Origin of the sequence: Xanthobacter versatilis (assembly GCF_043193975.1) — a bacterium.
GTDB classification, from domain to species: Bacteria; Pseudomonadota; Alphaproteobacteria; order Rhizobiales; family Xanthobacteraceae; genus Xanthobacter; species Xanthobacter autotrophicus_E.
In genome coordinates this window covers 270,354-295,408 of the sequence record NZ_JBAFVB010000004.1, presented here as the reverse complement: position 1 = coordinate 295,408, position 25,055 = coordinate 270,354, and the positions used below count along the sequence as shown (strand labels likewise).

General features: G+C 67.4%; 20 protein-coding genes. 13 read left to right on the top strand and 7 right to left on the bottom strand.

Annotation, left to right across the window (positions count from 1 at the left end; genetic code table 11):
* Positions 1 to 128: 128 nt before the first annotated feature.
* The 6 genes from V5F66_RS11080 to V5F66_RS11055 form a co-directional block, all read right to left on the bottom strand.
* On the bottom strand, positions 129 to 965 hold the full coding sequence (locus V5F66_RS11080; protein ID WP_394053303.1) for an ABC transporter ATP-binding protein: 837 nt from the start codon (positions 963 to 965) through the stop codon (positions 129 to 131).
* A 246-nt stretch (positions 966 to 1,211) separates the two neighbouring features.
* Positions 1,212 to 2,492: an ABC transporter substrate-binding protein gene (locus tag V5F66_RS11075; protein ID WP_012113887.1), complete on the bottom strand. Its 1,281-nt coding sequence runs from the start codon at positions 2,490 to 2,492 to the stop codon at positions 1,212 to 1,214.
* A gap of 62 nt (positions 2,493 to 2,554) precedes the next feature.
* Positions 2,555 to 3,625, bottom strand: coding sequence for a branched-chain amino acid ABC transporter permease (locus V5F66_RS11070; RefSeq protein ID WP_012113886.1), 1,071 nt, complete (start codon positions 3,623 to 3,625; stop codon positions 2,555 to 2,557).
* Between the two features lie 3 nt (positions 3,626 to 3,628).
* Positions 3,629 to 4,522, bottom strand: a complete 894-nt coding sequence (locus tag V5F66_RS11065) for a branched-chain amino acid ABC transporter permease (protein ID WP_012113885.1) — start codon at positions 4,520 to 4,522, stop codon at positions 3,629 to 3,631.
* A gap of 127 nt (positions 4,523 to 4,649) precedes the next feature.
* On the bottom strand, positions 4,650 to 6,602 hold the full coding sequence (locus tag V5F66_RS11060) for a long-chain fatty acid--CoA ligase (RefSeq protein ID WP_394093854.1): 1,953 nt from the start codon (positions 6,600 to 6,602) through the stop codon (positions 4,650 to 4,652).
* Between the two features lie 8 nt (positions 6,603 to 6,610).
* Positions 6,611 to 7,453, bottom strand: coding sequence for an ABC transporter ATP-binding protein (locus V5F66_RS11055; RefSeq protein WP_394001086.1), 843 nt, complete (start codon positions 7,451 to 7,453; stop codon positions 6,611 to 6,613).
* A 219-nt stretch (positions 7,454 to 7,672) separates the two neighbouring features.
* Between V5F66_RS11055 and V5F66_RS11050 the strand changes: the two genes are divergently transcribed.
* The 13 genes from V5F66_RS11050 (at position 7,673) to mraY (ending at position 24,491) form a co-directional block, all read left to right on the top strand.
* Positions 7,673 to 9,256 carry an AMP-binding protein gene (locus tag V5F66_RS11050; protein WP_394093853.1) on the top strand — a complete coding sequence of 528 codons (1,584 nt, stop codon included), beginning with the start codon at positions 7,673 to 7,675 and terminating at the stop codon, positions 9,254 to 9,256.
* 277 nt (positions 9,257 to 9,533) lie between these two features.
* Positions 9,534 to 10,238: a TetR/AcrR family transcriptional regulator gene (locus V5F66_RS11045; RefSeq protein WP_012113881.1), complete on the top strand. Its 705-nt coding sequence runs from the start codon at positions 9,534 to 9,536 to the stop codon at positions 10,236 to 10,238.
* A 203-nt stretch (positions 10,239 to 10,441) separates the two neighbouring features.
* Entirely contained in the window at positions 10,442 to 12,049 is a 1,608-nt protein-coding gene (locus V5F66_RS11040) for a carboxyl transferase domain-containing protein (protein ID WP_394053300.1), read from the top strand.
* A 37-nt stretch (positions 12,050 to 12,086) separates the two neighbouring features.
* Positions 12,087 to 12,878, top strand: a complete 792-nt coding sequence (locus tag V5F66_RS11035) for an enoyl-CoA hydratase/isomerase family protein (RefSeq protein WP_394053298.1) — start codon at positions 12,087 to 12,089, stop codon at positions 12,876 to 12,878.
* Entirely contained in the window at positions 12,875 to 14,875 is a 2,001-nt protein-coding gene (locus tag V5F66_RS11030; RefSeq protein WP_394093852.1) for an acetyl/propionyl/methylcrotonyl-CoA carboxylase subunit alpha, read from the top strand. Before V5F66_RS11035 ends, V5F66_RS11030 begins: the two co-directional genes overlap by 4 nt.
* Positions 14,875 to 15,780, top strand: a complete 906-nt coding sequence (locus V5F66_RS11025; protein ID WP_394093851.1) for a hydroxymethylglutaryl-CoA lyase — start codon at positions 14,875 to 14,877, stop codon at positions 15,778 to 15,780. The genes V5F66_RS11030 and V5F66_RS11025 overlap by 1 nt, the downstream gene beginning before the upstream one ends.
* A 375-nt stretch (positions 15,781 to 16,155) precedes the next feature.
* On the top strand, positions 16,156 to 16,629 hold the full coding sequence (locus V5F66_RS11020; protein ID WP_012113876.1) for a division/cell wall cluster transcriptional repressor MraZ: 474 nt from the start codon (positions 16,156 to 16,158) through the stop codon (positions 16,627 to 16,629).
* Positions 16,626 to 17,663 carry a 16S rRNA (cytosine(1402)-N(4))-methyltransferase RsmH gene (rsmH, locus tag V5F66_RS11015; RefSeq protein ID WP_394093850.1) on the top strand — a complete coding sequence of 346 codons (1,038 nt, stop codon included), beginning with the start codon at positions 16,626 to 16,628 and terminating at the stop codon, positions 17,661 to 17,663. Before V5F66_RS11020 ends, rsmH begins: the two co-directional genes overlap by 4 nt.
* 5 nt (positions 17,664 to 17,668) lie before the next feature.
* Positions 17,669 to 18,280, top strand: coding sequence for a cell division protein FtsL (ftsL, locus tag V5F66_RS11010; RefSeq protein WP_012113874.1), 612 nt, complete (start codon positions 17,669 to 17,671; stop codon positions 18,278 to 18,280).
* Between the two features lie 259 nt (positions 18,281 to 18,539).
* Positions 18,540 to 20,237 (top strand): peptidoglycan D,D-transpeptidase FtsI family protein, encoded by a 1,698-nt coding sequence (locus V5F66_RS11005; protein ID WP_394093877.1) that lies wholly within the window; start codon positions 18,540 to 18,542, stop codon positions 20,235 to 20,237.
* Positions 20,238 to 20,394: 157 nt separating this feature from the next.
* Positions 20,395 to 21,879, top strand: a complete 1,485-nt coding sequence (locus V5F66_RS11000) for a UDP-N-acetylmuramoyl-L-alanyl-D-glutamate--2,6-diaminopimelate ligase (RefSeq protein ID WP_394053292.1) — start codon at positions 20,395 to 20,397, stop codon at positions 21,877 to 21,879.
* Between the two features lie 67 nt (positions 21,880 to 21,946).
* A complete protein-coding gene (locus V5F66_RS10995; RefSeq protein ID WP_394001071.1) occupies positions 21,947 to 23,398 on the top strand; it encodes a UDP-N-acetylmuramoylalanyl-D-glutamyl-2,6-diaminopimelate--D-alanyl-D-alanine ligase in 1,452 nt (483 codons plus the stop codon).
* A 7-nt stretch (positions 23,399 to 23,405) separates the two neighbouring features.
* Entirely contained in the window at positions 23,406 to 24,491 is a 1,086-nt protein-coding gene (mraY, locus tag V5F66_RS10990; protein ID WP_012113870.1) for a phospho-N-acetylmuramoyl-pentapeptide-transferase, read from the top strand.
* A 77-nt stretch (positions 24,492 to 24,568) separates the two neighbouring features.
* Here mraY and V5F66_RS10985 read toward each other — a convergent pair whose 3' ends face one another.
* Positions 24,569 to 24,787, bottom strand: a complete 219-nt coding sequence (locus tag V5F66_RS10985) for a YgaP family membrane protein (RefSeq protein ID WP_012113869.1) — start codon at positions 24,785 to 24,787, stop codon at positions 24,569 to 24,571.
* Positions 24,788 to 25,055: the final 268 nt, after the last annotated feature.

The following is a 25,055-nucleotide window of genomic DNA, read 5'->3' as shown; positions in this document are numbered from 1 at the left end:
CCCCTTCCCCCTCCCCAGCCCACCCCGCAAGCGGGCGAGGGGGCCATGGCGGAGAGAGCGGGAAAAGCCCTCTCCCGCTCGCGGGCGAGGGTTGGGAGGGGGCGGAGCCGAAAGCCATGTTCAAGCCGTCACAACCACCGTTTGCGGCGCTTGAAACTCTTGAGGTTCTTGAACGACTTGCGCTCCTCGCCACCGCCCTGTCCGAGGTAGAATTCCTTCACGTCCTCGTTGGAGCGCAGCATGTCGGCCGTGCCGTCGAGCACGATCTTGCCCTGCTCCATGATGTAGCCGTAGTCCGCCACCGAGAGCGCCACCCGCGCATTCTGCTCCACCAGGAGGATGGTCACGCCCAGATCCTCGTTGAGCTTCTTGATGATGGCGAACACCTCCTTCACCAGCAGCGGCGACAGGCCCATGGAAGGCTCGTCCATGAGGATGAGCTTGGGACGGGCCATCACGGCGCGGCCGATGGCCAGCATCTGCTGTTCGCCACCGGACAGATAGCCGGCGAGCCCGGTGCGCTCCTTCAGCCGCGGGAAGTATTCGTAGACCCGCTCGATGTCGCTCTTCACCTCGTTGTCGCGCCGGGTGTAGGCGCCAAGGCGCAGGTTTTCCAGGCACGTCATGTCGGCGATGATGCGGCGGCCCTCCATCACCTGGAAGATGCCGCGCCGCACGATCTTGTCCGGCTCGATGCCGTTGATCCGCTCGCCGAGGAAGGTGACGTCGCCGCGCGTGATCTCGCCGTCCTCGGTCCTGAGCAGGCCGGAGATGGCCTTCAGCGTGGTGGACTTGCCGGCGCCATTGGAGCCGAGCAGGGCGACGATCTGGCCCTTGGGCACCTTCAGCGAAAGCCCGCGCAGCACCAGGATGACGTCGTTGTAGACCACCTCGATATTGTCCACCGCCAGCAGCGGCGACGCGGTCTCGGCGGATGGTTCGAACTTCAGTGCGGCCTCTGCCATGGCGTTTGCCTCATATGTCTTGCCAGCATCCCGGTGGAGCGGCCCCGATCGGCCCTGCCGCACCGGCGTCATCCCCCGGCCTGACCGGGGGATCCATGGCAGGGCCGGGTCAGCTCCCGGATGTTCGGCACCCGCCGAACGCAAGGGTGGATCCCCCGGTCAGGCCGGGGGATGACGGTTCGTTCGGGAGGCGGGCGCAGGAAACGGGCGCCGCCGTCACCAGCCGCGCCTGCCGCCCGGCGGGCCTCACCAGCCCTGCAGTTCCGTCTTGCGGGGCAGGTCGATGGTGGCAACCTTCTCCAGCTTGATGACGCCGCTCTTCACCAGGTCCGCAACGGAAGCGTCGGTGGCGCCGTTCACCACCGAGCGGTAGAGGTCGACGCGGGTGGTGGGGCGGTGGTCGGTGGCGGTCCAGGTGGAGGGATTGCACACGCCCTCGGTGCCCTTCGGCACCCAGTCGCTCTTCTGGTACATGCCGTCGCGGATCTTCACGCCGGTCACGCCGCCGTTCTTGTCCGCCCACTCCATGGCCTCCTTCATGTAGAGGGCGGTGCAGACGGCGGCGAGGTAGTGCACCGGACGATAGGCCGTGCCCGAGGGATCGGAGATCTTGGAGATCTCCTTCATGGTCGCCATGCCCGGCGCGCTGCCGGCCCAGGTGACGCCGGTGCGCACCGGGAAGACGACGCCGTTCGCCGCCTCGCCGGCGGCCTTGGCGGCGTTCTCGTCCATGCCCCACACGTTGCCGAAGAACTGTACGTCCACGCCCGCCGTCTTGCAGGCCTTCAGCACCGAGATGTTGGAGCCGGCGGTGTTGCCGAGATAGGCGTAGTTGGCGCCCGACTGCTTCAGCGTCAGGCACTGGGGGGTGTAGTCACCCGGCGTGAGGGCGAAGGTGATGGGGTCCAGCACCTCGAAGCCCAGCTCCTTGGCATAGGCCTCGGCCGCCGCCTTGGGCGAGTTGGGGAAGGGGTGGTTGGCGCCCATGTGCACCCACTTGGGCTTGCCGGGCTTGCCCTTGGCCTTCCAGTCGTCGGCCGCCCACTTCACCATGGCGCGGGCGGCATCCGAATAGGACGGGCCGTAGAAGAAGTTGAACGGCGCAGCGCGCTCGCTCTTCTCGTTCACCTTGCCCTTCGGGTCGGTGAGGGAGGCGGAGTAGGAGCCGGAATAATAGGGAATCTCTTCCTTGGTCACCATGCCCACGAGGGCCTCGGTGTCCGCCGTGCCCCAGCCCTGGATGGCCACCACCTTGTTGGTGCCCACCCACTTCTTGAAGGCGGCGAGCGCGCGGGGCACCTGGTAGCCGTATTCGTTGAAGTCGGAATCGATCTTCTTGCCGTTGACGCCGCCATTGGCGTTGATCCAGGCGATGGTGTCCTGGATGGCCTGCCCGTAGGGCTGGCCCACGTCCGAGGTGCCGCCGGAATAATCGGCAAGATGGCCGATGTTGATGGACTGGGCCAGAGCGGGCGCTGCGGCCGTGAGCGCCAGCGCCGAGACGAGGGACAGGGTGAGCTTCTTCATCTTGTTCTCTCCTTGGGTTTCCGTTTTGGACGGGCCGTTCTGCGTGGCCTCTGTCCTTTTGATCAGTAAGAGAAGGGATAGAGCTTCCAATAGGCCTTGATGAGGCGCCAGCGGTGGGCGAGGCCGTCCGGCTCGAAGATCAGGAACAGGATGATGGTGAGGCCGATCAGCATCTCGCGCATGTAGGTGAGGCCGTCCTTCAGGTGCAGCACCTGGTCGATGACGCTACCCGACAGGGCGGAGGCGAGCCAGCCGGTGGCCTCGGGCAAAAGCACCATGAAGATGGTGCCCATGAGCGAGCCCATGATGGAGCCGAGCCCGCCGATGATGATCATGCCCAGGAACTGGATGGAGAACAGGATATCCAGCCCCTCCACTGACATGAACCCCACATAATGGGCATAGAGCGCGCCGCCGATGCCGGCATAGAAGGAGGAGATGCCGAACGCCATGGTGCGATACTTGGTGAGGTTCACCCCCATCATCTCCGCCGAGAGATAATGGTCGCGCACCGCGATCAGCGCCCGGCCGTCGCGGCTGCGCATCAGGTTGGCGGCGCCCAGATACATGACCACCACGAAGAACAGCACCACGTAGAAATAGCGGTCGTCGCCGGAGAGATCATAGCCGAACAGGGTGAAGGGCGCGGCCATGGCGCCGTGGGTGCCGCCGGTGAACCATTCCGCCCGCACGAAGAAATCCTGCAGGATGAACTGGGCGGCCAGCGTCGCGATGGCGAGATACAGCCCCTTCACCCGCGCGGCGGGCAGTCCGAACAACAGGCCCACCGCCGTGGTCCACAGTCCCGCGAGCACGATGGCCAGCGGCACCGGCACGCCCTTGTCGGCGAGGAAGGCGGAGGCGAATCCGCCGAAGCCGAAGAACACCGCATGGCCCACCGAGATCTGCCCGGAGAAGCCGACGAGGATGTTCAGCCCCAGCGCGGCGATGCCCAGATAACCGATCTGGATCATCAGGCTCAGGATGTAGCGCGAGAAGAAGAACGGCGCGAAGCAGGCCAGCACCACGCCCGCCACGCAGAACAGCATGGTGAGCCGGGTCGCGAAGATGGTCTGGTCGGCCTTGTAGCTGGTGCGGTAGTCGCCGCACGGGCGAAGGGTGTCGATGGCCATGGATCAGACCCTCTCGATGTCGCGGGTGCCGAACAGCCCGTAGGGCTTGATCATCAGGATGATGATGAGCGCGTAGAACGGGACAATCTCGTAGAGGTTGCCCCACTTCAGGTACTGGCTGTCGAAGAACTGGGCGAGGTTTTCGAGCAGGCCCATGATGAGGCCGCCCACCACCGCCCCGAACACGCTGTCGAGGCCGCCGAGGATCACCGCCGGGAACACCTTGATGCCAAAGTAGGACAGCGCCGAGGACACCCCGTTCACGATGCCCACCACCACGCCGGCCACCGCCGACACCGCCGCCGAGATGCCCCAGGACAGGGCGAACACCTGGCGCACCGAGATGCCGAGCGACTGCGCCACCTGCTGGGAGAAGGCGGTGGCGCGCATGGCAAGGCCGAGGCGCGAATACTTAAAGAACCAGGCGAACCCCGCCATGATGGCCAAACTCACGCCGGTGGACATGAGATAGGCCGTCTGCACCTGCAGGCCCATGATGTTCACCTTGTCCACGCTGAAGATGGGCGGGAACGGCTGGGCGAAGGTGCCGAACATCCACTTCATCAGCGCCTGGAAGAAGATGGACATTCCGATGGTGACCATGATCACCGAGATGATCGGCTCGCCGATGAGCGGGCGCAGCACCACCATCTGCACCACGATGCCGAACACCATCATGAAGCACACGGCGATGAGGAAGCCCCAGAAGAAGGGGATGTTCCACGCCGTGAGCAGCCACCAGCAGGTCCAGGCGCCGATCAGCAGGAACTCGCCCTGGGCGAAGTTCACCACCTGCGAGGCCTTGTAGATGAGCACGAAGCACATGCCGACCACGCCATAGAGCGTGCCGATGATGAGCCCGTTGATGATGAGCTGGAGCAGGAGCTGGGATTGCATCAGAGGCTCCCTTCAAAGGCCCTCTCCCGCTTGCGGGGGAGGGTTGGGAGGGGGAAGGGATGGTGAAGACAGATGCCGGCGGCCGTGATCCGGGATGGCGCAGCCTTGGTTTGAGCGCTCAGCCCCATCACGCCGCCCTCCGCCTTGTATCGTCGTCCCGGCGCGGGGGTGCGCCGAGGTCGATCACGTCCAGTGTGGTCTTGATGCGCTGGCGGGTGCCGTCCTGGAAGGTGATGGTGGTGTCCACGTCGATCACCTTCTCGCCCGCATACATGGCGTCGATGATGGTGCCGTAGCGCTCGTTGATGACGCCCCTGCGCACCTTGCGGGTACGCGTCAGCTCGCCGTCGTCGGCATCCAGCTCCTTGTAGAGCAGCAGGAAGCGGCCGATGCGCTGCTTCTCCGGCAGGGTGCGGTTCACCGCCTCCACTTCCTTGCGCAGTAGCGCGATGACTTCGGGCCGGGCCGACAGGTCCGTATAGGTGGTGAAGGAAATGCGGTTCTTCTCCGCCCATTTGGAGACAATGGAGAAGCGGATGCAGATGAGCGCGGCGAGGCTGTCGCGCCCGTCGCCCAGCACCACCGCCTCGGCCACATAGGGCGAGAATTTCAGCTTGTTCTCGATGTATTGCGGCGAGAAGCGATCGCCGTGCTCGGTCCGCGCCATGTCGCGGATGCGGTCGATGACCACGAGGTGGCCGCGATCGTTGAAGAAGCCGGCATCGCCGGTGCGCATCCAGCCGCCGTCCACGAAGGATTTCGCGGTTTCCTCGTCATTGCGGAAATAGCCGGTGAAGGCATTGCCGTGGCGCGTCACCACCTCGCCAAGGCCATTGGGATCGGGATCGTCGATGCGGATCTCGACGCCGTCGAAGGGCACGCCCACGGTGTCGAAATCCACGTCCTGCGCCTTGTGCAGCGTGTAGGCGCCGAGCAGCTCGGTCTGGCCGTAGAGCTGGCGCATGGGCACGCCCAGCGCCAGGAAGAAGCGGAAGGTGTCCGGCCCCAGCGCCGCCCCGCCGGTGGCGGCGGATTTCAGGTGCGAAAAACCGAGCCGGTCGCGCAGGGCGCGGAACAGGATGAAGTCCGCCAACGGCGAGCGGCGGCCCTGCTCCAGCGCCTTCAGCCCGAGCTTCATGCCCAGCTCGAACATGCCGCGCTTGAGCGCCGAGGAATCCATCATGCGCGAGCGCACGTCGGCGGCGATCTGCTCCCATACGCGCGGGGCGAACAGCACGAAGGAGGGGCCGATCTCGCGCATGTCGGCCATGAGCGTTTCCTGCTCCTCCACGAAGTTCACCTTCATGCGGGAGATGAGCGCCTGACCGAAGGCGTAGATCTGTTCCATGATCCACGGCATCTGCAGCACGCTGACATATTCGTCGGCGCTGGTGCGCGGGTCCATCTCCAGATAGGCGCGGCAGTGGCGCAGCAGCGCGCCGCCGGTGAGCATGGCGAGCTTGGGGTGGGAGGTGGTGCCCGAGGTGGTGCACAGGATGGCCACGTCCTCGGCCTTGCCCTGGGCCACCAGCCGGTCATAGGCCCCGGAATCGCGCGCTGCCTCCACCGCGCCGCGCGCTTCCAGCTCCTTCAGGGAGATGAGGCGCGGGTCGTCGTATTTGCGGATGCCGCGCGGGTCGGCATAGACGATGTGGCGGACGGTGGGGATCTTCTCCTCGAGGGAGAGCAGCTTGTCCACCTGCTCCTCGTCCTCGGCGAAAACCACCGCCACGTCCGCGTAGGTGACGAGATAGGCCACCTCGTCGGCCAGCGCATCGCGATAGATGCCAAGGCTCATGCCGCCCAGCGCGTGGGTGGCGATCTCCCCCATCAGCCATTCGGGGCGGTTGTCGCCGAGCAGGCCCACCACGTCGCCACGGGCCACCCCCAGCGTGGTGAAGCCGAGGGTGATATTGCGCACCCGCTCGGCCACCTCACCCCAAGTGTAGGAAATCCAGATGCCGAGGTCCTTCTCGCGCAGCCAGGTGTCGTTGGGGTGGGTGCGGGCGTTGAGCGCCAGCAGCTTCGGCATGGTGTCGTGGACGGTGATGTCCGGATAGGTCGCGGTGATTTCGGCCATGGCGGACCTCACGCAGTCATGGCGGCGGGGGCCGCTTCGTCGAGATCGTCCTCGCCCAGATAGGCCTTGCGCACATGGGGATCGGCCAGCACCTCGGCAGGCTCGCCCTCCACCAGTTTCCGGCCGAAATCCAGCACCATGACGCGGTGGGAAATATCCATCACCACACCCATGTCGTGCTCGATCATGATGATGGTCATGCCCCACTCCTCGTTGAGATCGACGATGTAGCGGGCCATGTCCTCCTTCTCTTCCAGGTTCATGCCCGCCATGGGCTCGTCGAGGAGGATGAGCTTGGGCTCCAGCGCCACCGCGCGGGCCAGCTCCACCCGCTTCCTGAGGCCGTAGGACAGAGTGCCGGCGGCGGCCTTGCGCACGTGCTGGATGTCGAGGAAGTCGATCACCTCCTCCACCTTGCGGCGATGCTCCAGCTCTTCCTTCTGTGCGCCGCCGATCCAGTAGAGCGCACCGGTAAGGAAGTTGTTCTTCAACAGATGGTGGCGGCCGACCATGATGTTGTCGAGCACGCTCATGTGGCTGAACAGGGCCAGATTCTGGAAGGTGCGGCCGATGCCGATGGCGGCGCGGCGGTTGGGCTTCAGCCGGGTCACATCCTCGCCGTCGAACACCACCCGCCCCTCGCTCGGCGTATAGCGCCCGGAGATGCAGTTGAGCATGGAGGTCTTGCCGGCGCCGTTCGGCCCGATGATGGAGAACAGCTCGCCATTGCGCACATGGAAGCTCACATCGCTCAGCGCCTTGAGGCCGCCGAACCGGAGCGAGATCGCCTCGATGCTCAAGAGGGCAGCCGTGCCCGGATCAGCCCCAGCCGAAGCTGCGGGTAGCGCCATATTCCCCTCCCTCATTCCCGTACACGGGGCGGCTTCTCTGAGCCATGTCTCATATTATGAGACGATATTGATCATCATTATCTAGCGTCATCTCAGATGTTTCAAGAGCATCCGGACAACTTCGAAAAAATATTGCCAACTCCCCCTGTTAGTCTCACATTGTGAGACATGACTGCGCCTTTGGATCCAGACTCTACCTCCCCCAAGGGGGCTCAAAGCTTGTCCCGCGCCGTTGCCGTTCTGCGGGCGGTGGTCGACGCGCCGACCCAGGGCGCGCGGCTTGCCGATCTTATGGCGCACACCGGCCTGTCGAAGCCCACGACCCACCGCCTGGCGGCGACGCTGGTTCACGAGGGCCTGCTCGCCTATGACCCGGCGTCCCGCCTCTACACTCTCGGCGCCTTCTGCCTGAGCCTCGGCCGCCGTGCGAGCGCGATGCCGGCGGAGGCCGCGACGGAAAGCGATGCCGCATCGGTTCCGAGCCTGTACCAACGGCCGGAATATCGTGGCGACGCCATTCCCCTCGCTCATCTGCTGTGCGACCGGCACCTGCCCGGCAAGCGCTCGCATCCGGCCATGATCCATGAATCCGTCTCGGGCCAGACATCGGAACTGAGCTTTGGCAGGCTTGCCGACTATTCATCTCGCTTTGCCCGTGTATTGGCGACCATCGGCATCAGGAAAGGCGATTGCGTTGCCGTCATGCTGCCGAAGGGCGTCGAACTGATCATCGCCGCGCTCGCCATCTGGCGGGTTGGCGCCGTCTACATGCCGCTGTTCTCCACCTATTCCGCCTCGGCGGTGAACGCCCGCCTGGAGTCGAGCGACGTAAAAGCCATCGTTGCAAATCGGGTGCTGGTGGAGCGCGCCCGCAAATACATCAAGCCATCAACGCCGGTCTTTCTCGTGGAAGGAGACCACATCAACCGCATAGAAGGCCGGGTCACCCAGTTCTGGTCATCGATCTACGAGGCCGAGCCGTTGGCCGAGGCCGCGACCTATGCGGCAGACGACCCTTTCCTCATGACCTATTCAACGAAGACGGTCGAACCCAGGTACGGACTGTTCACCCCTGTCCGCGCCCTGGCCGCAATCGAGCAATACATGCGTCTCGGGCTTGATGTCCGGGACGAGGACGTGTTCTGGAACATGACGGACCAGGGCTGGGAATACGGGATCTTCTACGGTCTCGTCGGCCCGCTCCTGATCGGCACGTCCATCCTGTTCTGCGATGGACCCTACGATGTCTCGCAGGGCTATCGCGTCCTGTCGAAATTCCGTGTCACCAACCTCACCGCCGCCCCCTCCCAGATCAAGGCCTGGCGGCGCGGCGATCCCAGCGCGGTCTCGCACCAGCTCGCGCTGCGCGTGGTGACCGTCGGCGGCGAGCCGCTGCCCCGGGATATCATCGCCTGGGTGACGCAGAAGCTCGGCGTGCCCCTGATCAACCAGTACGGACACCGCGAAGCGGGGATGATCATAGGCATGAAGCATGACCCGCACGATCCACGCTCCCTGAACCGGGTTTCCGTCGGCCGGGTCGCGCCCGGCTTTTCCCTCGTCGTCCTCGACGACAAGGGCGCAGAACTGGGCGTGGGCGCCGAAGGAATACTGGCGATCCACGTCCGGCGCTCGCCGCTTTTCTGGTTTCGCGCCTACAGCAAGGACGAGGTCGCGACGAAAGCCAGATTCAGGTTCGGAAGCGCCTATTACATCATCGGGGATACCGGGCACATGGATGCCGACGGCTGCGTCCACTACAGCGGACAGGCATCCCACGCCATCTCGATGCACACGGATTGATATCGCGCCCTGTCGGTCGCCATGTCGTCGTCTCCCTGCGTTCTTTGCGCCCCGCTCATGCGGCTGGCCTGGCGCGTGCCCGGTCGTTTCGCCGGGTTCAATAAACAATCAAGCGTTCTTTTTTATTGTGGTCAAGCGGCAATTCTTGTCGCAGGATGCCATTGCCAAACGGGGGCGGCGCGCGTCAGACTAAAGTCGCCCCTCCGGCCGGATCCTCGATCCGCATGTCCCACCCGCTCCCGACCCCGTGGCCGGGCGCACAGAGTTCCGGAAGGCCATGGCGCGCACCATCGGTTCCAACGGCGCCCGTACCGCCGAAGCCATCCGCCAGGCGGGCGTCAAGCTCATCTACAAGCACGGCTACGAGGCCATGAGCCTGCGCCAGCTCGCCGCCGAGGTGGGGCTGCAGTCCGGCTCGCTCTACAAATATTTTGAGAACAAGCAGAACCTGCTGTTCGACATCGTGCGCGACCACATGGAGGACCTGCTCGGCAAGGCCGAGGCGGACCTGGAGGGCATCACCGACCCGCTGGCGCGGCTGAAGACCTTCTCCGCCTTTCACCTGCGCTATCACATGACGCGCATGGCCCATGTCTTCATCGCCAACATGGAGATCCGCAGCCTGGAGGACGAGCACCGTGCCGTGGTGGTCGCCCTGCGCCGGCGCTACGAGGGCCTGCTGGAGGAGATCCTGCGGCAGGGCGCGCAGGAAGGCGTGTTCCAGGTGAGTGAGCCCAAGGTCGCCACCTACGCCATCATCTCCATGCTCACCGGCATCTGCATGTGGTACCGACCCGGCGGGCGCCTCTCCCAGGACGAACTGGTGGACATCTACACCGGTCTCGTGGTGGACGGCGCCACCGGGCCCGGCCCGGCAACCGCCGCCCGCGCCAAACCGCTTGAGGCCGCCGCCGCCCAGCCGCGCGACAGCGGCGCGCGCGCCAAGCCCCGCGTTGCCCGGCCCAAGACGGCGCGCGCGTAAAAGCCCCCTTCCCGCTGCCATGGCCCTTGCGCGGCCCAGAAAAAAACGTACGATCGTTTCCAAGCCGGCAATGACCGGCACCGGAGGATGACGCGCCCACCTGCCGCCCGCCCATTGAGGCGACGGGCGCGCGTCAGTCTCCGTTCGGTCAATGGCAGTTGGGCCGCTTTCATCGGCCCGTCTTTTCGGGGGCGAGAGCGCTCATGGCGATCATTGAGGACGCGGTGGACCGCCGCTCCGACACCTTCCGCCGCAACAGTCAGGCCCTGGAAGCCTCCGTCGCCGACTTGCGCACCACGGTGGAGCGCGTCGCCGAGGGCGGCGGGGAAGTGGCGCGCGAGCGACACCTGAAGCGCGGCAAGCTGCTGCCGCGGGACCGCATCCGCACCCTGCTCGACACCGGCTCGCCCTTCCTCGAACTGTCGCAGCTTGCCGCCCACGGCATGTATGGCGACGAGGTGCCCGCCGCCGGCATCATCACCGGCATCGGCCGCGTCTCGGGCCGCGAATGCGTCATCGTCGCCAACGACGCCACCGTGAAGGGCGGCACTTATTATCCCATCACGGTGAAGAAGCACCTGCGGGCCCAGGCCATCGCGCGGGAAAACCATTTGCCCTGCATCTATCTGGTGGATTCCGGCGGCGCCAACCTGCCGAACCAGGACGAGGTGTTTCCCGACCGCGAGCATTTCGGCCGGATCTTCTTCAACCAGGCCAACATGTCGGCGGAAGGCATCCCGCAGATCGCCGTGGTCATGGGCTCGTGCACGGCGGGCGGCGCCTATGTGCCAGCCATGGCCGACCAGTCCATCATGGTGAAGAACCAGGCCACCATCTTCCTTGGCGGCCCGCCGCTGGTAAAGGCCGCCACCGGCGAGGTGGTCACCGCCGAGGAACTGGGCGGGGCGGACGTGCACACCCGCACCTCCGGCGTCGCCGACCACATGGCGGAGAACGACGCCCACGCGCTGGGCATCGCCCGCTCCATCGTCGCCGATCTCAACGCCACCAAGGCCCATTCCCTCGACATCCGCGAGCCCCGCGCGCCGCTCTACGACACGAAGGACATTTACGGCATCGTCTCGGCCGACCCCAAGCAGCCCTTCGACGTGAGGCAGATCATCGCCCGCATCGTGGACGGGTCCGAATTCGACGAGTTCAAGCCGCTTTATGGCCCCACGCTGGTGACCGGCTTTGCCCGCATCTTCGGCTATCCGGTGGGCATCATCGCCAACAACGGCATCCTGTTCTCCGAGAGCGCGCTGAAGGGCGCGCACTTCGTGGAATTGTGCTGCCAGCGCAATATTCCCCTCGTGTTCCTGCAGAACATCACCGGCTTCATGGTGGGGCGGAAGTATGAGGCGGGCGGCATCGCCAAGGACGGGGCGAAGTTCGTCACCGCCGTGTCGTGCGCGTCTGTCCCGAAGTTCACCGTGGTGATCGGCAACTCCTTCGGCGCCGGCAATTACGGCATGTGCGGGCGCGCCTTCGATCCGCGCTTTTTGTGGATGTGGCCCAATGCCCGCATCTCGGTGATGGGCGGCGAGCAGGCGGCCGGCGTGCTCGGCCAGGTGAAGCGCGACGGCATCGAGGCCCGCGGCGGCACCTGGTCCGCGGAGGAAGAGGAGGCCTTCAAGGCCCCCATCCGCGCCCAGTACGAGGTGCAGGGCCATCCCTATTATTCCTCCGCGCGGCTGTGGGACGATGGCGTCATCGACCCCGCCGACACCCGCATGGTGCTGGCCCTCGCCCTCTCCGCCGCGCTCAACGCCCCCGAGCAGGAGACGCGCTTCGGCGTGTTCCGCATGTGATGGCGCGCGTTGACGGCCAAGTCCGGAGCACCATCCCATGAGCCTCAACACCACCGGCCTCAACACCACCGTCGAGGATGGCGTCGCCGTCATCACCCTGGATCGCCCGGAGGTGCGCAATGCCTTCGACGATGCGCTCATTCTCGCGCTGACCCGCGCCTATGATGCCGCCGCCGTCGATCCACAGGTCTACGCCGTCCTGCTGAAGGCCAATGGCCCCACCTTTTGTGCCGGGGCGGACCTCAACTGGATGCGTCGCATGGCGGCCTATAGCCGGCAGGAGAACCTCGCCGACGCCATGGCGCTGGCGACGCTCATGCGCACCATCGACCTGTGCCCCAAGCCCACCCTGGTGCGGGTGCACGGCTCGGCCTTCGCCGGCGCCACCGGGCTGATCGCCGCCAGCGACATCGTCGTCGCGGTGCCGGAGGCGGAATTCGCCGTCACCGAGGTGCGCATCGGCCTCATCCCCTCGGTCATCAGCCCCTACCTGGTGCGGGCCATGGGGGCGCGGCAGGCGCGGCGCTATTGCCTTACCGCCGAGCGCTTTTCCGCTGAAACCGCGCGCACCCTCGGCCTGGTGCACGAGGTGGTGGACGCCGAGGAGCTGGACGCCGCCATCGTCCGGCACCTCAAGGCGCTGAAGGCCGCGAGCCCCGGCGCCATGGCCGCCACAAAGGCTCTGATCGCCGCCGTGGACCGGCCCTTCGACCAGACCGTGCTGCAGGACACCGCCCGCCGCATCGCCGACCAGCGCGTGAGCGCCGACGGACGCGAGGGTGTTTCCGCCTTCCTCGAAAAAAGAAAACCCACATGGGGGGCCGCATGACCCGAGCGATCCGCACCCTGCTCGTCGCCAATCGCGGCGAGATCGCCGTGCGCGTGATGCGCACCGCCAAGGCCATGGGCATCCGCACCGTCGCCGTCTATTCGCAGGCGGACGCCAACGCGCTGCACGTGGCGAGCGCCGACGAGGCCTATCCCATCGGCCCGGCGCCGGCCCGCGAGAGCTACCTGCGCATCGACGCCATTCTCGACGCCGCGAGAAAGAGCGGGGCCGATGCCATCCATCCCGGCTACGGCTTCCTGTCGGAAAACGCCGCCTTCGCCGCGGCGTGCGAGAAGGCGGGCATCGTCTTCGTCGGCCCGCCGGCCTCCGCCATCCGCGCCATGGGCTCCAAGAGCGCCGCCAAGGCACTGATGGAGAAGGCCGGCGTGCCGCTGGTGCCCGGCTATCACGGCGAGGACCAGGACGCGGGCCTGCTCGCCCGCGAGGCGGAGCGCATCGGATTTCCCGTGCTCATCAAGGCGTCCGCCGGCGGCGGCGGCAAGGGCATGAAGGTGGTGCGCTCAGCCGCCGAATTTCCGGATGCCCTCGCCTCGGCCCAGCGCGAGGCCAAAAGCGCCTTCGGCGACGACCGGGTGCTGGTGGAGAAATATCTCACCACCCCCCGCCATATCGAGGTGCAGGTGTTCGCCGACAGCCACGGCAATGCGGTCTATCTTCACGAGCGCGACTGCTCCATCCAGCGCCGCCACCAGAAGGTGGTGGAGGAGGCCCCCGCCCCCGGCATGACGCCGGAGCGCCGCGCCGCCATGGGCAAGGCCGCCGTGGATGCCGCCAAGGCAGTGGGCTATGTGGGCGCCGGCACGGTGGAATTCATCGCCGAGGGCGAAAACTTCTATTTCATGGAGATGAACACCCGCCTCCAGGTGGAGCATCCGGTCACCGAGAGCATCACCGGGCAAGATCTGGTGGAGTGGCAGATCAAGGTGGCGCAGGGCGAAAAGCTGCCCCTCGCCCAGGCCGACATCCCGCTTCACGGCCACGCCATCGAGGTGCGGCTCTATGCCGAGGACCCGGCGCGGGATTTCCTGCCGCAGGTGGGCCGGCTCGACCATCTGGTGCTGCCCTTCCACCTCAATGGCACGCGGGTGGATACGGGCGTGCGCGCCGGCGACACGGTGTCCATCCATTACGATCCCATGATCGCCAAGATCATCGTCTCCGGTGCCGACCGCACCGAGGCGGTGCGCCGGCTGGATGCCGCCCTCGCGGCCACGGAAGTGGTGGGCCTTGCCACCAACCGGGTGTTCCTCAAGGCCATCGCCACCCATCCTGCCTTCGCCGCTGCGGAGCTGGACACCAACTTCATCGCCCGCCACCAGGACCAGCTTTTGCCCCCGTCCCAGCCGGTGGACGACACGGTGCTGGCGCTGGCCGCCCTCTTCGTCCTCAAGGAGGAGGCGCGGCAGTCCGCCGAGGCGGTGGACGCGTCCGACCCCTGGTCGCCCTGGGGCCTCGCGCCGGGCTGGCGGCTGAACCGCGACGCCCATGTGGACCTGACCTTCGCCGACCGCGACCGGCGCATCGCCGTGCGGGCCCATTTCCGGCCCTCCGGCTTCATCCTCTCGCTGCCCGGCGGCGACATGAGCGTGGAAGGCGACGCGGAGGCCGACGGCACCCTGCGCGCCCGGCTCGACGGCGTCGCCCTGTCGGCGCGGGTGATCCGCACCGCCGCGCACCTCACCGTGTTCGTGCGCGGCGGGGAATATGGCCTTGAGTTCATCGACCCCCGCCTTGCCTCCCAGGCCGCCACCGGCACCGCCGGCCGGCTGGTGGCCCCCATGCCCGGCACCATCATCCGCATCGCGGTGGAGGAAGGCCAGGAGGTGGCGAAGGGCGCCGCCCTCGTGGTGGTAGAGGCCATGAAGATGGAGCACACCGTCGCCGCGCCCCGCGACGGCAAGGTGAAGACGCTGAAGTTCGCGGTGGGTGACCTCGTGGACGAGGGTGCCGAGCTTCTGGTTCTGGAGGACGCGTGATGGCCCGCCCCCCGTCGGTGCGCATCGTCGAGGTCGGCCCGCGCGACGGGCTGCAGAACGAACCGGGCGTCGTCCCGCTCGCCGCCAAGGTGGCACTCATCAATGCGCTGGCCGAAGCCGGGCTGACGATGATCGAGAGCGGCTCCTTCGTCTCCCCCAAATGGGTGCCGCAGATGGCGGACACCGCGCAGGTGTTAGCTGAGATCGACCGGCGCGACGGCGTGCGCTACCCGGTGCTCACTCCCAACCTGAAGGGGCTGGAGCTGGCGCTGGCCTCCGGCGTGGAGGAGGTGGCGGTGTTCGCCGCTGCGTCCGAGGCCTTCAGCCAGAAGAACATCAATTGCACCATCGCCGAGAGCCTGGAGCGCTTCGCGCCCGTGCTCGACCTCGCGAAGGCGCAGGGGGTGGCGGTGCGCGGCTATGTGAGCTGCGTGCTCGGCTGCCCCTATCAGGGCGAGGTGCCAGTGACCAAGGTGGTGGAGGTGTCCGAACGCCTCATCGCCATGGGCTGCTACGAGGTTTCGCTGGGCGACACCATCGGCGTCGGCACCCCGGACAAGGCGAAGGCCATGGCGCAGGCGGTGGCTGGCGTGATCGGCGTGGAGCGCACCGCCCTGCATTTCCACGACACCTACGGGCAGGCGCTGGCCAATGTGCTGGCCTGCCTGGAGCTGGGCATCGCCAGCGTGGATGCGGCGGTGGCCGGCCTCGGCGGCTGCCCCTATGCCAAGGGTGCCTCTGGGAATCTCGCCACCGAGGATCTCGTCTACATGCTGGACGGCCTCGGCGTGGACACCGGTGTGGATCTCGACGCCCTCGCGCGCGCCGGCCGCGCCATCACCGCCGCGCTGGGCCGCACGCCGGCCTCCAAGGTCGCACAGGCGCTGGCCGCCAAGGCGGGGTAGAGGGGGCGTCCGCTCCACCAGAACGCGGCAGTCACTTCAACGAGACGCGCCGCTAACCCGCGCGATCTCCTCCTCCCACGTCCCTGCCCCCCTCCAGAACCCTCCCCGCACGCGGGAGAGGGAGCCGGCGTGCGTCTGTGGCACCGACCGTTTCCAGCCTGCACCAGCGTGAACCCTCTTCCGCCTGAGGCCGCAAACATGCGGCCTCAGCGCAGGACAGGGCGCGCCCCACCATGCCCGCGCCCATGCCATTCCGTTGACGCCCATGAAATCCCATGTTAGCCCATTATTACCCATGAACACGTTGGACGGCCTTCGCCGTCGCGCAGGCGGCCTTGACCGCGGCCTGCCGGAAGAGAGGGGCACCCGGGCGCCATGGACCGCTTCGTGTCCACCTACACGATGCGGCTCGACGCCAAGGGCCGGGTTTCCATCCCCGCGCCCTTCCGCACGGTGCTGGCCAAGGACGGCGCGGACGGCCTCTACTGCCATCCGAGCCTTGCCGAACCCGCGCTGGACGCGGGCGGAAACCGGCTCGTCGGCGAGATCGACGCGCTGATCGAGAGCTACCCGCCCTATTCCGAGGCGCGCGAGGAGCTGGCCGCCGCCCTCTACGGCACCAGCGAGACCTTGCGCATCGACCCGGAAGGCCGGGTGGTGCTGAGCGATACCTTGAAGGCCCATGCGGCGATCACCGACCAGGTGGCGTTCGTGGGGCTGGGGCACAAATTCCGGATCTGGGAACCGGAGCGGTTGAAGGCGCATCTCGCGGAGGCCACCCAACGGGTGCGCGAGCTGCGCCAGGCCATCGGCTCCCGAGCGGAGAACCCGAGGAGCACCAAGGCATGACGACGGGCCACGGGGTCGGCCCCGCCGACGCCGCTGGCGGACCGGCCCGTCACCTGCCTGTGATGCTCGCCGAGGTTCTCGCGCACCTCGCGCCGAAGGACGCCGGCCGCTATGTGGACGGCACCTTCGGCGCGGGAGGTTACACGCGGGGCATCCTGAATGCCGCCGATTGCCGGGTGCTGGCCATCGACCGCGACCCCACCGCCATCGCCGCCGGCGCCGACCTCGTGGCCGAGGCCGCCGGGCGGCTCACTTTGGTCAACGACCGCTTTTCCAGGCTCGACGCGGTGGCGCAGGAGCACGATTTCACGCCCCTCGACGGCGTGGTGCTGGACATCGGCGTCTCCTCCATGCAGCTCGACCAGGCCGAGCGGGGCTTCTCGTTCCGCCGCGACGGCCCCCTCGACATGCGCATGAGCGACACCGGCCCTTCCGCCGCCGACCTCGTGGCGACGCTGGACGAGGTGCAGCTCGCCCATCTCATCTGGAGCCTCGGGGAAGAGCGGCACTCGCGGCCCATCGCCCGCGCCATCGTGAAGGCGCGGGACGAATCGCCCATCACCCGCACCGCCCAACTGGCCGAGATCGTGTCGCGCATCGTCTGGCAGAAGCCCGGCGAGATGCACCCGGCGACCCGCACCTTCCAGGCCCTGCGCATCGCCGTGAACGAGGAGTTATCCGAGCTGGTGCAAGCTCTTGTGGCCGCCGAACGGGCGCTGGCTCCGGGCGGGCGGCTGGTGGTTGTCACCTTCCATTCCCTAGAGGACAGGATCGTTAAGACTTTTCTGTCAAACCGGGCAAAGGCACCGTCCGCGTCGCGCCACCTGCCGCAGGCGGAGGGTCCGGAGCCTGCCTTCCGCCTCGTGGCGAAAGGCGTGGTGGAACCCGGTCCCGACGAAGTGGCAGGCAATCCGCGCGCAAGGTCCGCGAAACTTCGCGCGGCCGAACGCACGAACGCCCCGGCGCATCCGGGCGGTGACCTGATGGGGCTGTTGCCAGCTCCACCACAGCAACGCCACGGGCGGAGACGCTAGAAGACATGTTCCGGGTCGCCAATGTCGTGATGGTCGTCGCGCTTCTGGTGACCGCCGCGGTGGTCTACCAGCTGAAATACGCGTCCACCGCCGAAGCCGAACGCCTCGCCACCCTGCGCACGCAAATCCGCAAGGAACGCGATTCCATCTCCCTGATGCGGGCCGAATGGGCGCGCCGCACCTCGCCCATCTACATCCAGGGCCTTGCCGAGCGACACCTCGACATGAAGCGGCTGGACATCGATTCCATCTCCAGCCTCGACGACCTGCCGGAGAAGCCCGCCAACAGCGCGGACGGCATCGGCGGCCTGCTCGAAGCGCTGGTGGACGCGCCGCTGGTCACCTCCTCCACGTCGTCGAAGCCGTCGGGCTCGCCCACCGCACCCACCAGCTCCGGTGGCGCCTCGGTGCCGGCCACCTCGGCCCTGCGCCCCGCCACGCCGCCCAAGCCGCCCGCGAGCACCGCGTCGGCGAGCCCGCCCCGGCCGCCCCGCCCGAGCGCCGCCCCCATTGTCCAGAATGCCCCCGCTGCGCCGCCTGCCGCCCCCGAGGCCCGTCCCGATCCGGGGCCGGACCTCATCGAAGGGCTCAAGCGCCTGTTCTCCGGGCAACGCTGAAGAGGTCGCCATGGTCGAGAAGACGCCCTTTTCCGCCCGCATCGCCCGTTTCGCCGCCGACACGGCGGCCGCCCTGGGTCCGGAGATCCAGAAGGCCGACGCCGCCTGCGCGGTGCTGCTGGACACCGTCGGCCGCTATGCCGCCGCCGCCGGCCGCGCCGTGCTGCGCGCCCTGCGCCGCGCCGCCATCGCCACCTGGAACATCGCCTCGGCGCTCGCGGTGCGCCTCGGCCACCTCGCCTGGCGCGCAGGCCGGCATATGGTGCGCGGCTTGTTCGGCCTCGACCGGGGCGATGCGGACACGGTGGCGCGCGGACGCATCAAGCTGATCATGTTCGCCTTCTGCGCGGTGTTCGTCGCCATCGCGACGCAGCTGTCGCACCTCGCCATCATCTCCGATCCCGGCGCCACCCGCGGCCGCAGCACGGACGCGGTGAGCTCGGCGCGCCCGGATATCATCGACCGCAACGGCGACATCATTGCCATCGACGTGAAGTCGCCGTCCCTGTTCGCCGAGCCGCGCCGCCTCATCGATCCCGACGAGGCGCTGGAGGGCCTGCTGAAGGTGCTGCCCGACCTCGACGTGGAGGAAAGCCGCAAGCGGCTGAATTCCGGCAAGGGCTTCGCCTGGCTGAAGCGGGAGATCACCCCGGCGCAGATGCGCGCCATCCACCGCCTCGGCCTGCCCGGCATCGGCTTCCTGAAGGAAAACCGCCGCATCTATCCGGACGGGCCCATCCTGTCCCATGTCATGGGCGGCGTGAACGTGGACAACCAGGGCATCTCGGGCCTCGAAAAATACATCGACGGCCGGGGCCTCGCCGAGCTGCACCTCGCGGGCTTTGCCACCGACCTCCAGCAGGAGCCGGTGGAGCTGTCCATGGACATGCGGGTCCAGCACGCCGTGCGTGACGAGCTGATCCGGGCCAAGAACAAGTTCTCCGCCCTCCACGCCATGGCGGTGGTGACCGATGTCAACACCGGCGAGATCATCTCCATGGTGTCGCTGCCGGACTTCGACCCCAACGTGCCCGGCAACCCGAAGGACGACGCCTATCTCAACCGGCTCACCACCGGCGTGTTCGAGATGGGCTCCACCTTCAAGGCCCTGTCCTTCGCCATGGCGCTGGATTCCGGCAAGATCGGGCTGAACTCCTCGTTCGACGCCCGCGGCGCCATGCATTTCGGCCGCTTCAAGATCTCCGACTACCACGCCGAGAACCGGGTGCTGACGGTGCCGGAGATCTTCCTCGTGTCGTCCAACGTGGGCACGGCGAAGATGGTGCTCTCCCTCGGGGTCGAGGCCCACAAGGCGTTCCTGAAGAAGATGGGCCAGCTCGACCGGCTGCGCACCGAGCTGCCGGAAAGCTCGGAGCCCATCGTGCCCAAGCGCTGGGGCGAACTGAACTCCGCCACCATCGCCTTCGGCCACGGCCTCTCCGTCGCCCCGCTGCAGGCGGTGATGGCGGTGAATTCCATGGTGAACGGCGGCTATCTCATCACCCCCACCTTCATCAAGCGCACCCCCGAGGAGGCGCAGAAGGTGGCAGTGCGGGTGCTGAAGCCCGAGACCTCGGACAAGATGCGCTACATCATGCGCCTCAACGCCGAGAAGGGCACCGCCACCAAGGCGGAGGTTCCCGGCTATCTGGTGGGCGGCAAGACCGGCACCGCCGAGAAGGTGGTGAACGGGCGCTATGCCAAGAACAAGCTGCTCACCTCCTTCACCGCGATCTTCCCCATGGACAAGCCGCGCTACCTGGTCCTGGTGATGCTGGATGAGCCCAAGGCCACCTCGGAGACCTACGGCTTTGCCACCTCGGGCTGGAACGCGGCGCCCACCGCCGGCAAGATCGTGGAGCGCATCGCGCCCCTGCTGAACATCGCGCCGCGGCAGAACCTGCCCAATGCGGAACAGCTGCTGCGCATGCCGCTCAAGGTCGCCGACCGCCACTGAGAGCCCTCGCTCAAGCGCCGCGCGGGCTTGACCTTGGTCGGTGAGAAACGCGCGCCGGCTCTTGGAATCGTCCTTGGCCGCACATTGATACCACCCGCGTGACGCGACCTCAGGTCGAGGGTGACAACCGGCGCGGGTGGATGCCAAAAGAGGTCCGATGACCAGCCTTTCCCTCGGACAGCTCCTCGACGGCCACGCCCGTATCCTATCCGCCGGCGCGGGCGACGAGCCCGTCTTCGGCCTCTCCGCCGACAGCCGCAGGATCAATCCCGGCGACCTCTTCGTCGCCATTCCCGGCACCCATGCGGACGGCAGCCGCTTCATCGCCGATGCGGTGGCGCGCGGCGCTTCGGCGGTGCTGATGGAGCCCGCCGCGCCCCGGCCGGTGCTGCCGCCCCAGGTGGCGCTTGCCTTCTCCCTCGACGTGCGGCGCTCCCTGTCGCTGGCGGCGGCGCGCTTCTATCCGCGCCAGCCGGCCACCATCGCGGCGGTGACGGGGACGGCGGGCAAGACCTCGGTCGCCTTCTTCCTGCGGCAGATCTGGGAGCGGCTCGGCCACAAGGCGGCCTATCTGGGCACCATCGGCCTGGTGGCGCCGGACGGCTCCACCTATGGCAGCCTCACCACTCCCGATCCGGTGGAGCTGCACGCCACCCTCGACCGCCTCGCCGGCGAGGGCGTCACCCACATGGCGCTGGAGGCCTCCTCCCACGGGCTGGACCAGAAGCGGCTCGACGGCGTGCGCTTCACCGCCGGCGGCTTCACCAATCTCGGCCGCGACCATCTGGACTACCATCCCACCATCGACGCCTATTTCCGGGCCAAGCTCCGCCTCTTCACCCAGGTGATGCCGGATGACGCCACCGCCGTGGCGGTGACCGGCGCGCCATTCGCCGCCAATGCGCTGGCCTGGGCTGAGACGCGCGGCCTGAAGCTGCTGCCCATCGGCGAGGGGCAGGCAACCGGTCTCGACATCTTCGGTACCACGGGGTCCGGCACCGGGCAGAAGGTGATGTTCGCCGACGGCAGTCATGCCATCGTGCCGCTGGTGGGCCGCTTCCAGCTCGACAACGCTTTGCTCGCCGCCGGCCTTGCCATTGCCTGCGGGGCGGAGCGGGCGGCGGCGCTGGAGGCCCTCGCATATCTGACCGGCGTGCCCGGCCGGCTGGAGCGCATCGGCGACGATCCGCGCCGGCCCGTGTTCGTGGACTACGCCCACAAGCCGGAGGCGCTGGCCACCGTGCTCGACACCCTGCGCGCGGCGGTGCCGGGGCGTCTCATGGTGGTGTTCGGCTGCGGCGGCGACCGGGACAAGGGCAAGCGCCCCCTCATGGGCGCCATCGCCGCCTCCAAGGCGGACGTGGTGATCGTCACCGACGACAATCCCCGCAGCGAGGACCCCGCCGCCATCCGCGCCGAAATCCTGGAAGGCGCCCACGGCGCCAGGGAAATCGGCGACCGGGCGGAGGCCATCAAGGCGGCCGTGGCGCTGCTTCAGCCTGGGGATGCGCTCATTGTTGCCGGCAAGGGTCACGAAACCGGCCAAATCATCGGCGACCGGACATATCCGTTCTCGGACGCGGCGGAAGTCCGTGCCGCTCTTGAGTCGGGTTCCGGGAGTCCGTCTCTCAATTTGGGGTAAGAGCACGCGTCATCCCATCGTCGCGCGGAGCGGAACGATGGGCGCGGGCTTCGCAGGAGGTAGCGGCATGAACATGAGCGCTGGCATGAGCGGTCGGGTCCTGCACACAGTTGCCGAAATGGTGGAGGCCACGGGCGCCGCCGTGCGCGGGGCGCCCCACGACGTCACCGGCATCTCCATCGACAGCCGCACGCTCGTCCCCGGCGATGCCTTCTTCGCCATCACCGGCGAGAACAGTGACGGCCACGCCTATGTGGAGAAGGCGCTGGGCGCCGGCGCGGCCCTCTGCGTCGTCGCCCGCGACCGGGCCGATGCCTTCCCCGACGACGCGCCGCTGCTGGTGGTGGACGACGTGCTCGCCGCCCTCACCGACGTGGCCCGCGCCGCCCGCGCGCGCTCAAAGGCGCAGATCGTGGCGGTAACCGGATCGGTGGGCAAGACCACCACCAAGGAGGCCCTGCGCATCGCGCTGGGCGCCGATGGGGAGACCCACGCCTCCGCCGCCTCCTACAACAATCACTGGGGCGTGCCCCTGTCGCTGGCCCGCTTCCCGCGGGAGGCGCGCTACGGCGTGTTCGAGATCGGCATGAATCATCCGGGCGAGATCACGCCTTTGGTGCGGCTGGTGCGCCCGCATGTGGCCATCGTCACCACGGTGGAGCCGGTGCACATCGCCCAGTTCTCGTCCATCGAGGAGATCGCCGACGCCAAGGCGGAGATCTTCGACGGGGTGGAGCCGGGCGGGGCAGCGGTGCTGAACCTCGACAATCCCCTGTTCGACCGCCTGAAGGCGGCGGCCGGCGCGCGCGGCATCTCCCGCATTGTCAGCTTCGGCTCCGGCGAAGGCGCCGACGTGCGGCTGAAGGATGCCGCGCTGAAATCCTATTGCTCGGTGGCGGTGGCGGACGTGATGGGCACGCCGGTCACCTTCAAGGTGGGCATGCCCGGCCGCCACATCGTGCAGAACATGCTGGCGGTGCTCGCCGCCGCCAAGCTCGCCGGCGCCGACATGGCGCTCGCCGCCCTCGCCCTGTCGCACCTCAAGCCGCCGCCGGGGCGCGGCGTGCCGCTCCAGCTCCAGCTGAAGGGCGGCCAGGCCACCCTGCTGGACGAGAGCTACAACGCCAATCCCGCCTCCATGCGCGCCGCCCTCGACGTGCTCAGCCGCACCCCGGTGGGGCCGCGCGGCCGGCGCATCGCGGTGCTGGGCGACATGCTGGAACTGGGTCCGGACGGGGAGGCGCACCACGCCGGCCTCGCTGAGGCCATCGTCGCGGCGAAGATCGATCAGGTCTATTGCTGCGGACCCCAGATGCACGCCCTGTGGCAGGCGCTCCCCTCGGAACGGCGGGGCGGCTATGCCATCCACGCCACCCACCTTGAACCCATGGTGGCCGCCGCCATCCGCGTCGGCGACACGCTCATGGTGAAGGGATCCAACGGCAGCCGCATGGGACCCCTGGTCAAGAAGCTCGCCGAGCGCTTCCGCGCCGGCGAGGACGCGCTGCTCGAAGGATAATTTTTCAATGCTCCAGTGGCTTGCCGAATTCCACGCGTCGTTCCCCGCCTTCAACGTGTTCCGCTACATCACCTTTCGCACCGGCGGGGCGGTGGTGACGGCACTGTTGTTCGTGTTCCTGTTCGGGCCGGGCATGATCTCCACGCTCCGCCTGAAGCAGGGCAAGGGCCAGCCCATCCGCACCGACGGGCCGCAGTCGCACCTGCTCACCAAGAAGGGCACGCCCACCATGGGCGGGCTCATGATCCTGTCGGGCATCGTGGTCGCCACCCTGCTGTGGGCGAACCTCTCCAACCCCTATGTCTGGGTGGTGCTGGGGGTGACGCTGGGCTTCGGCCTCATCGGCTTCTACGACGACTATCTGAAGGTGACCAAGCAGACCCACAATGGCCTGTCCGGCAAGGCGCGCCTCGCCATCGAGGCGGTGATCGCCGGGGTCGCGGTGGTCATCGTCATGAGCGTGGGCAAGCCGGGGCTGTCCACCTCGGTGGCCTTCCCCTTCTTCAAGGACCTGCTGCTGAACCTCGGCATGTTCTTCGCCATCTTCGGCATGTTCGTCATCGTGGCGGCGGGCAATGCGGTGAACCTCACCGACGGGCTCGACGGCCTCGCCATCGTGCCGGTGATGATCGCGGCGGGCTCGTTCGGCTTCATCGCCTATCTCGCCGGCAACGTGGTGTTCGCCGACTATCTGCAGATCCACTATGTGGCCGGCGTCGGCGAGCTGGCGGTGATCTGCGGGGCGCTGATGGGGGCGGGCCTCGGCTTCCTGTGGTTCAACGCGCCGCCGGCCCAGGTGTTCATGGGCGACACCGGCTCGCTCGCCCTGGGCGGACTGCTCGGCACGGTGGCGGTGGCGACAAAGCACGAGATCGTGCTGGCGGTCATCGGCGGCCTGTTCGTGCTGGAGGCGGTGTCGGTGATCGTGCAGGTGGTGTCGTTCAAGCTCACCGGCAAGCGGGTGTTCAAGATGGCGCCCATCCACCACCATTTCGAACAGCTCGGCTGGACCGAGCCGCAGGTGGTGATCCGCTTCTGGATCGTCGCCGTGGTACTGGCGCTGGCGGGCCTCGCGACATTGAAGCTGCGCTGAGGGGCGGCTCAATCCGACAAAAAAGGCCCGCGGGATGCTCTCCCCGGGCCTTTTTCATGCTTGGAGGCCTGAAAGCCTCACTCCCGCTCGCAGGTCCTGATCCCGAACGGCACATAGGCCGGACAAAAGCGGAAGATCGCGGTGAGCAGCATCACCACGCCCATGGCCCCGATGAGCCAGCCCCAGTTGCCAAGCCCCGCCAGCGCCGGCATCGAGGGCGCCACGAACGGCACCAGGATCAGCACCACTCCGAAGACGAACCGCAGCACGCGATCCAAACCACCCACATTGGCCATGCTCACCTCCTCTGCCCCGAGCCGGCTCCGCCGCAATGGCATCGCCATCGGGCCGGCAGCACGGTCTCGCTTAATGATGAGAGATACGGATTTGCCGTTCCGGCAGATCCTCCCGAACTGGTCCGGCTCCCCTCGTTCAACATTCAATGTTCCGAATGTTGTCGGCGGTCAACCACGGGATTTCCCGTAAGGCTTCTGTGGTTGCGAAAGGCATTCGCACTTTTGCCCGTCTTGCTCTAGACGGAAATGAGACGACCATTGCCGCACC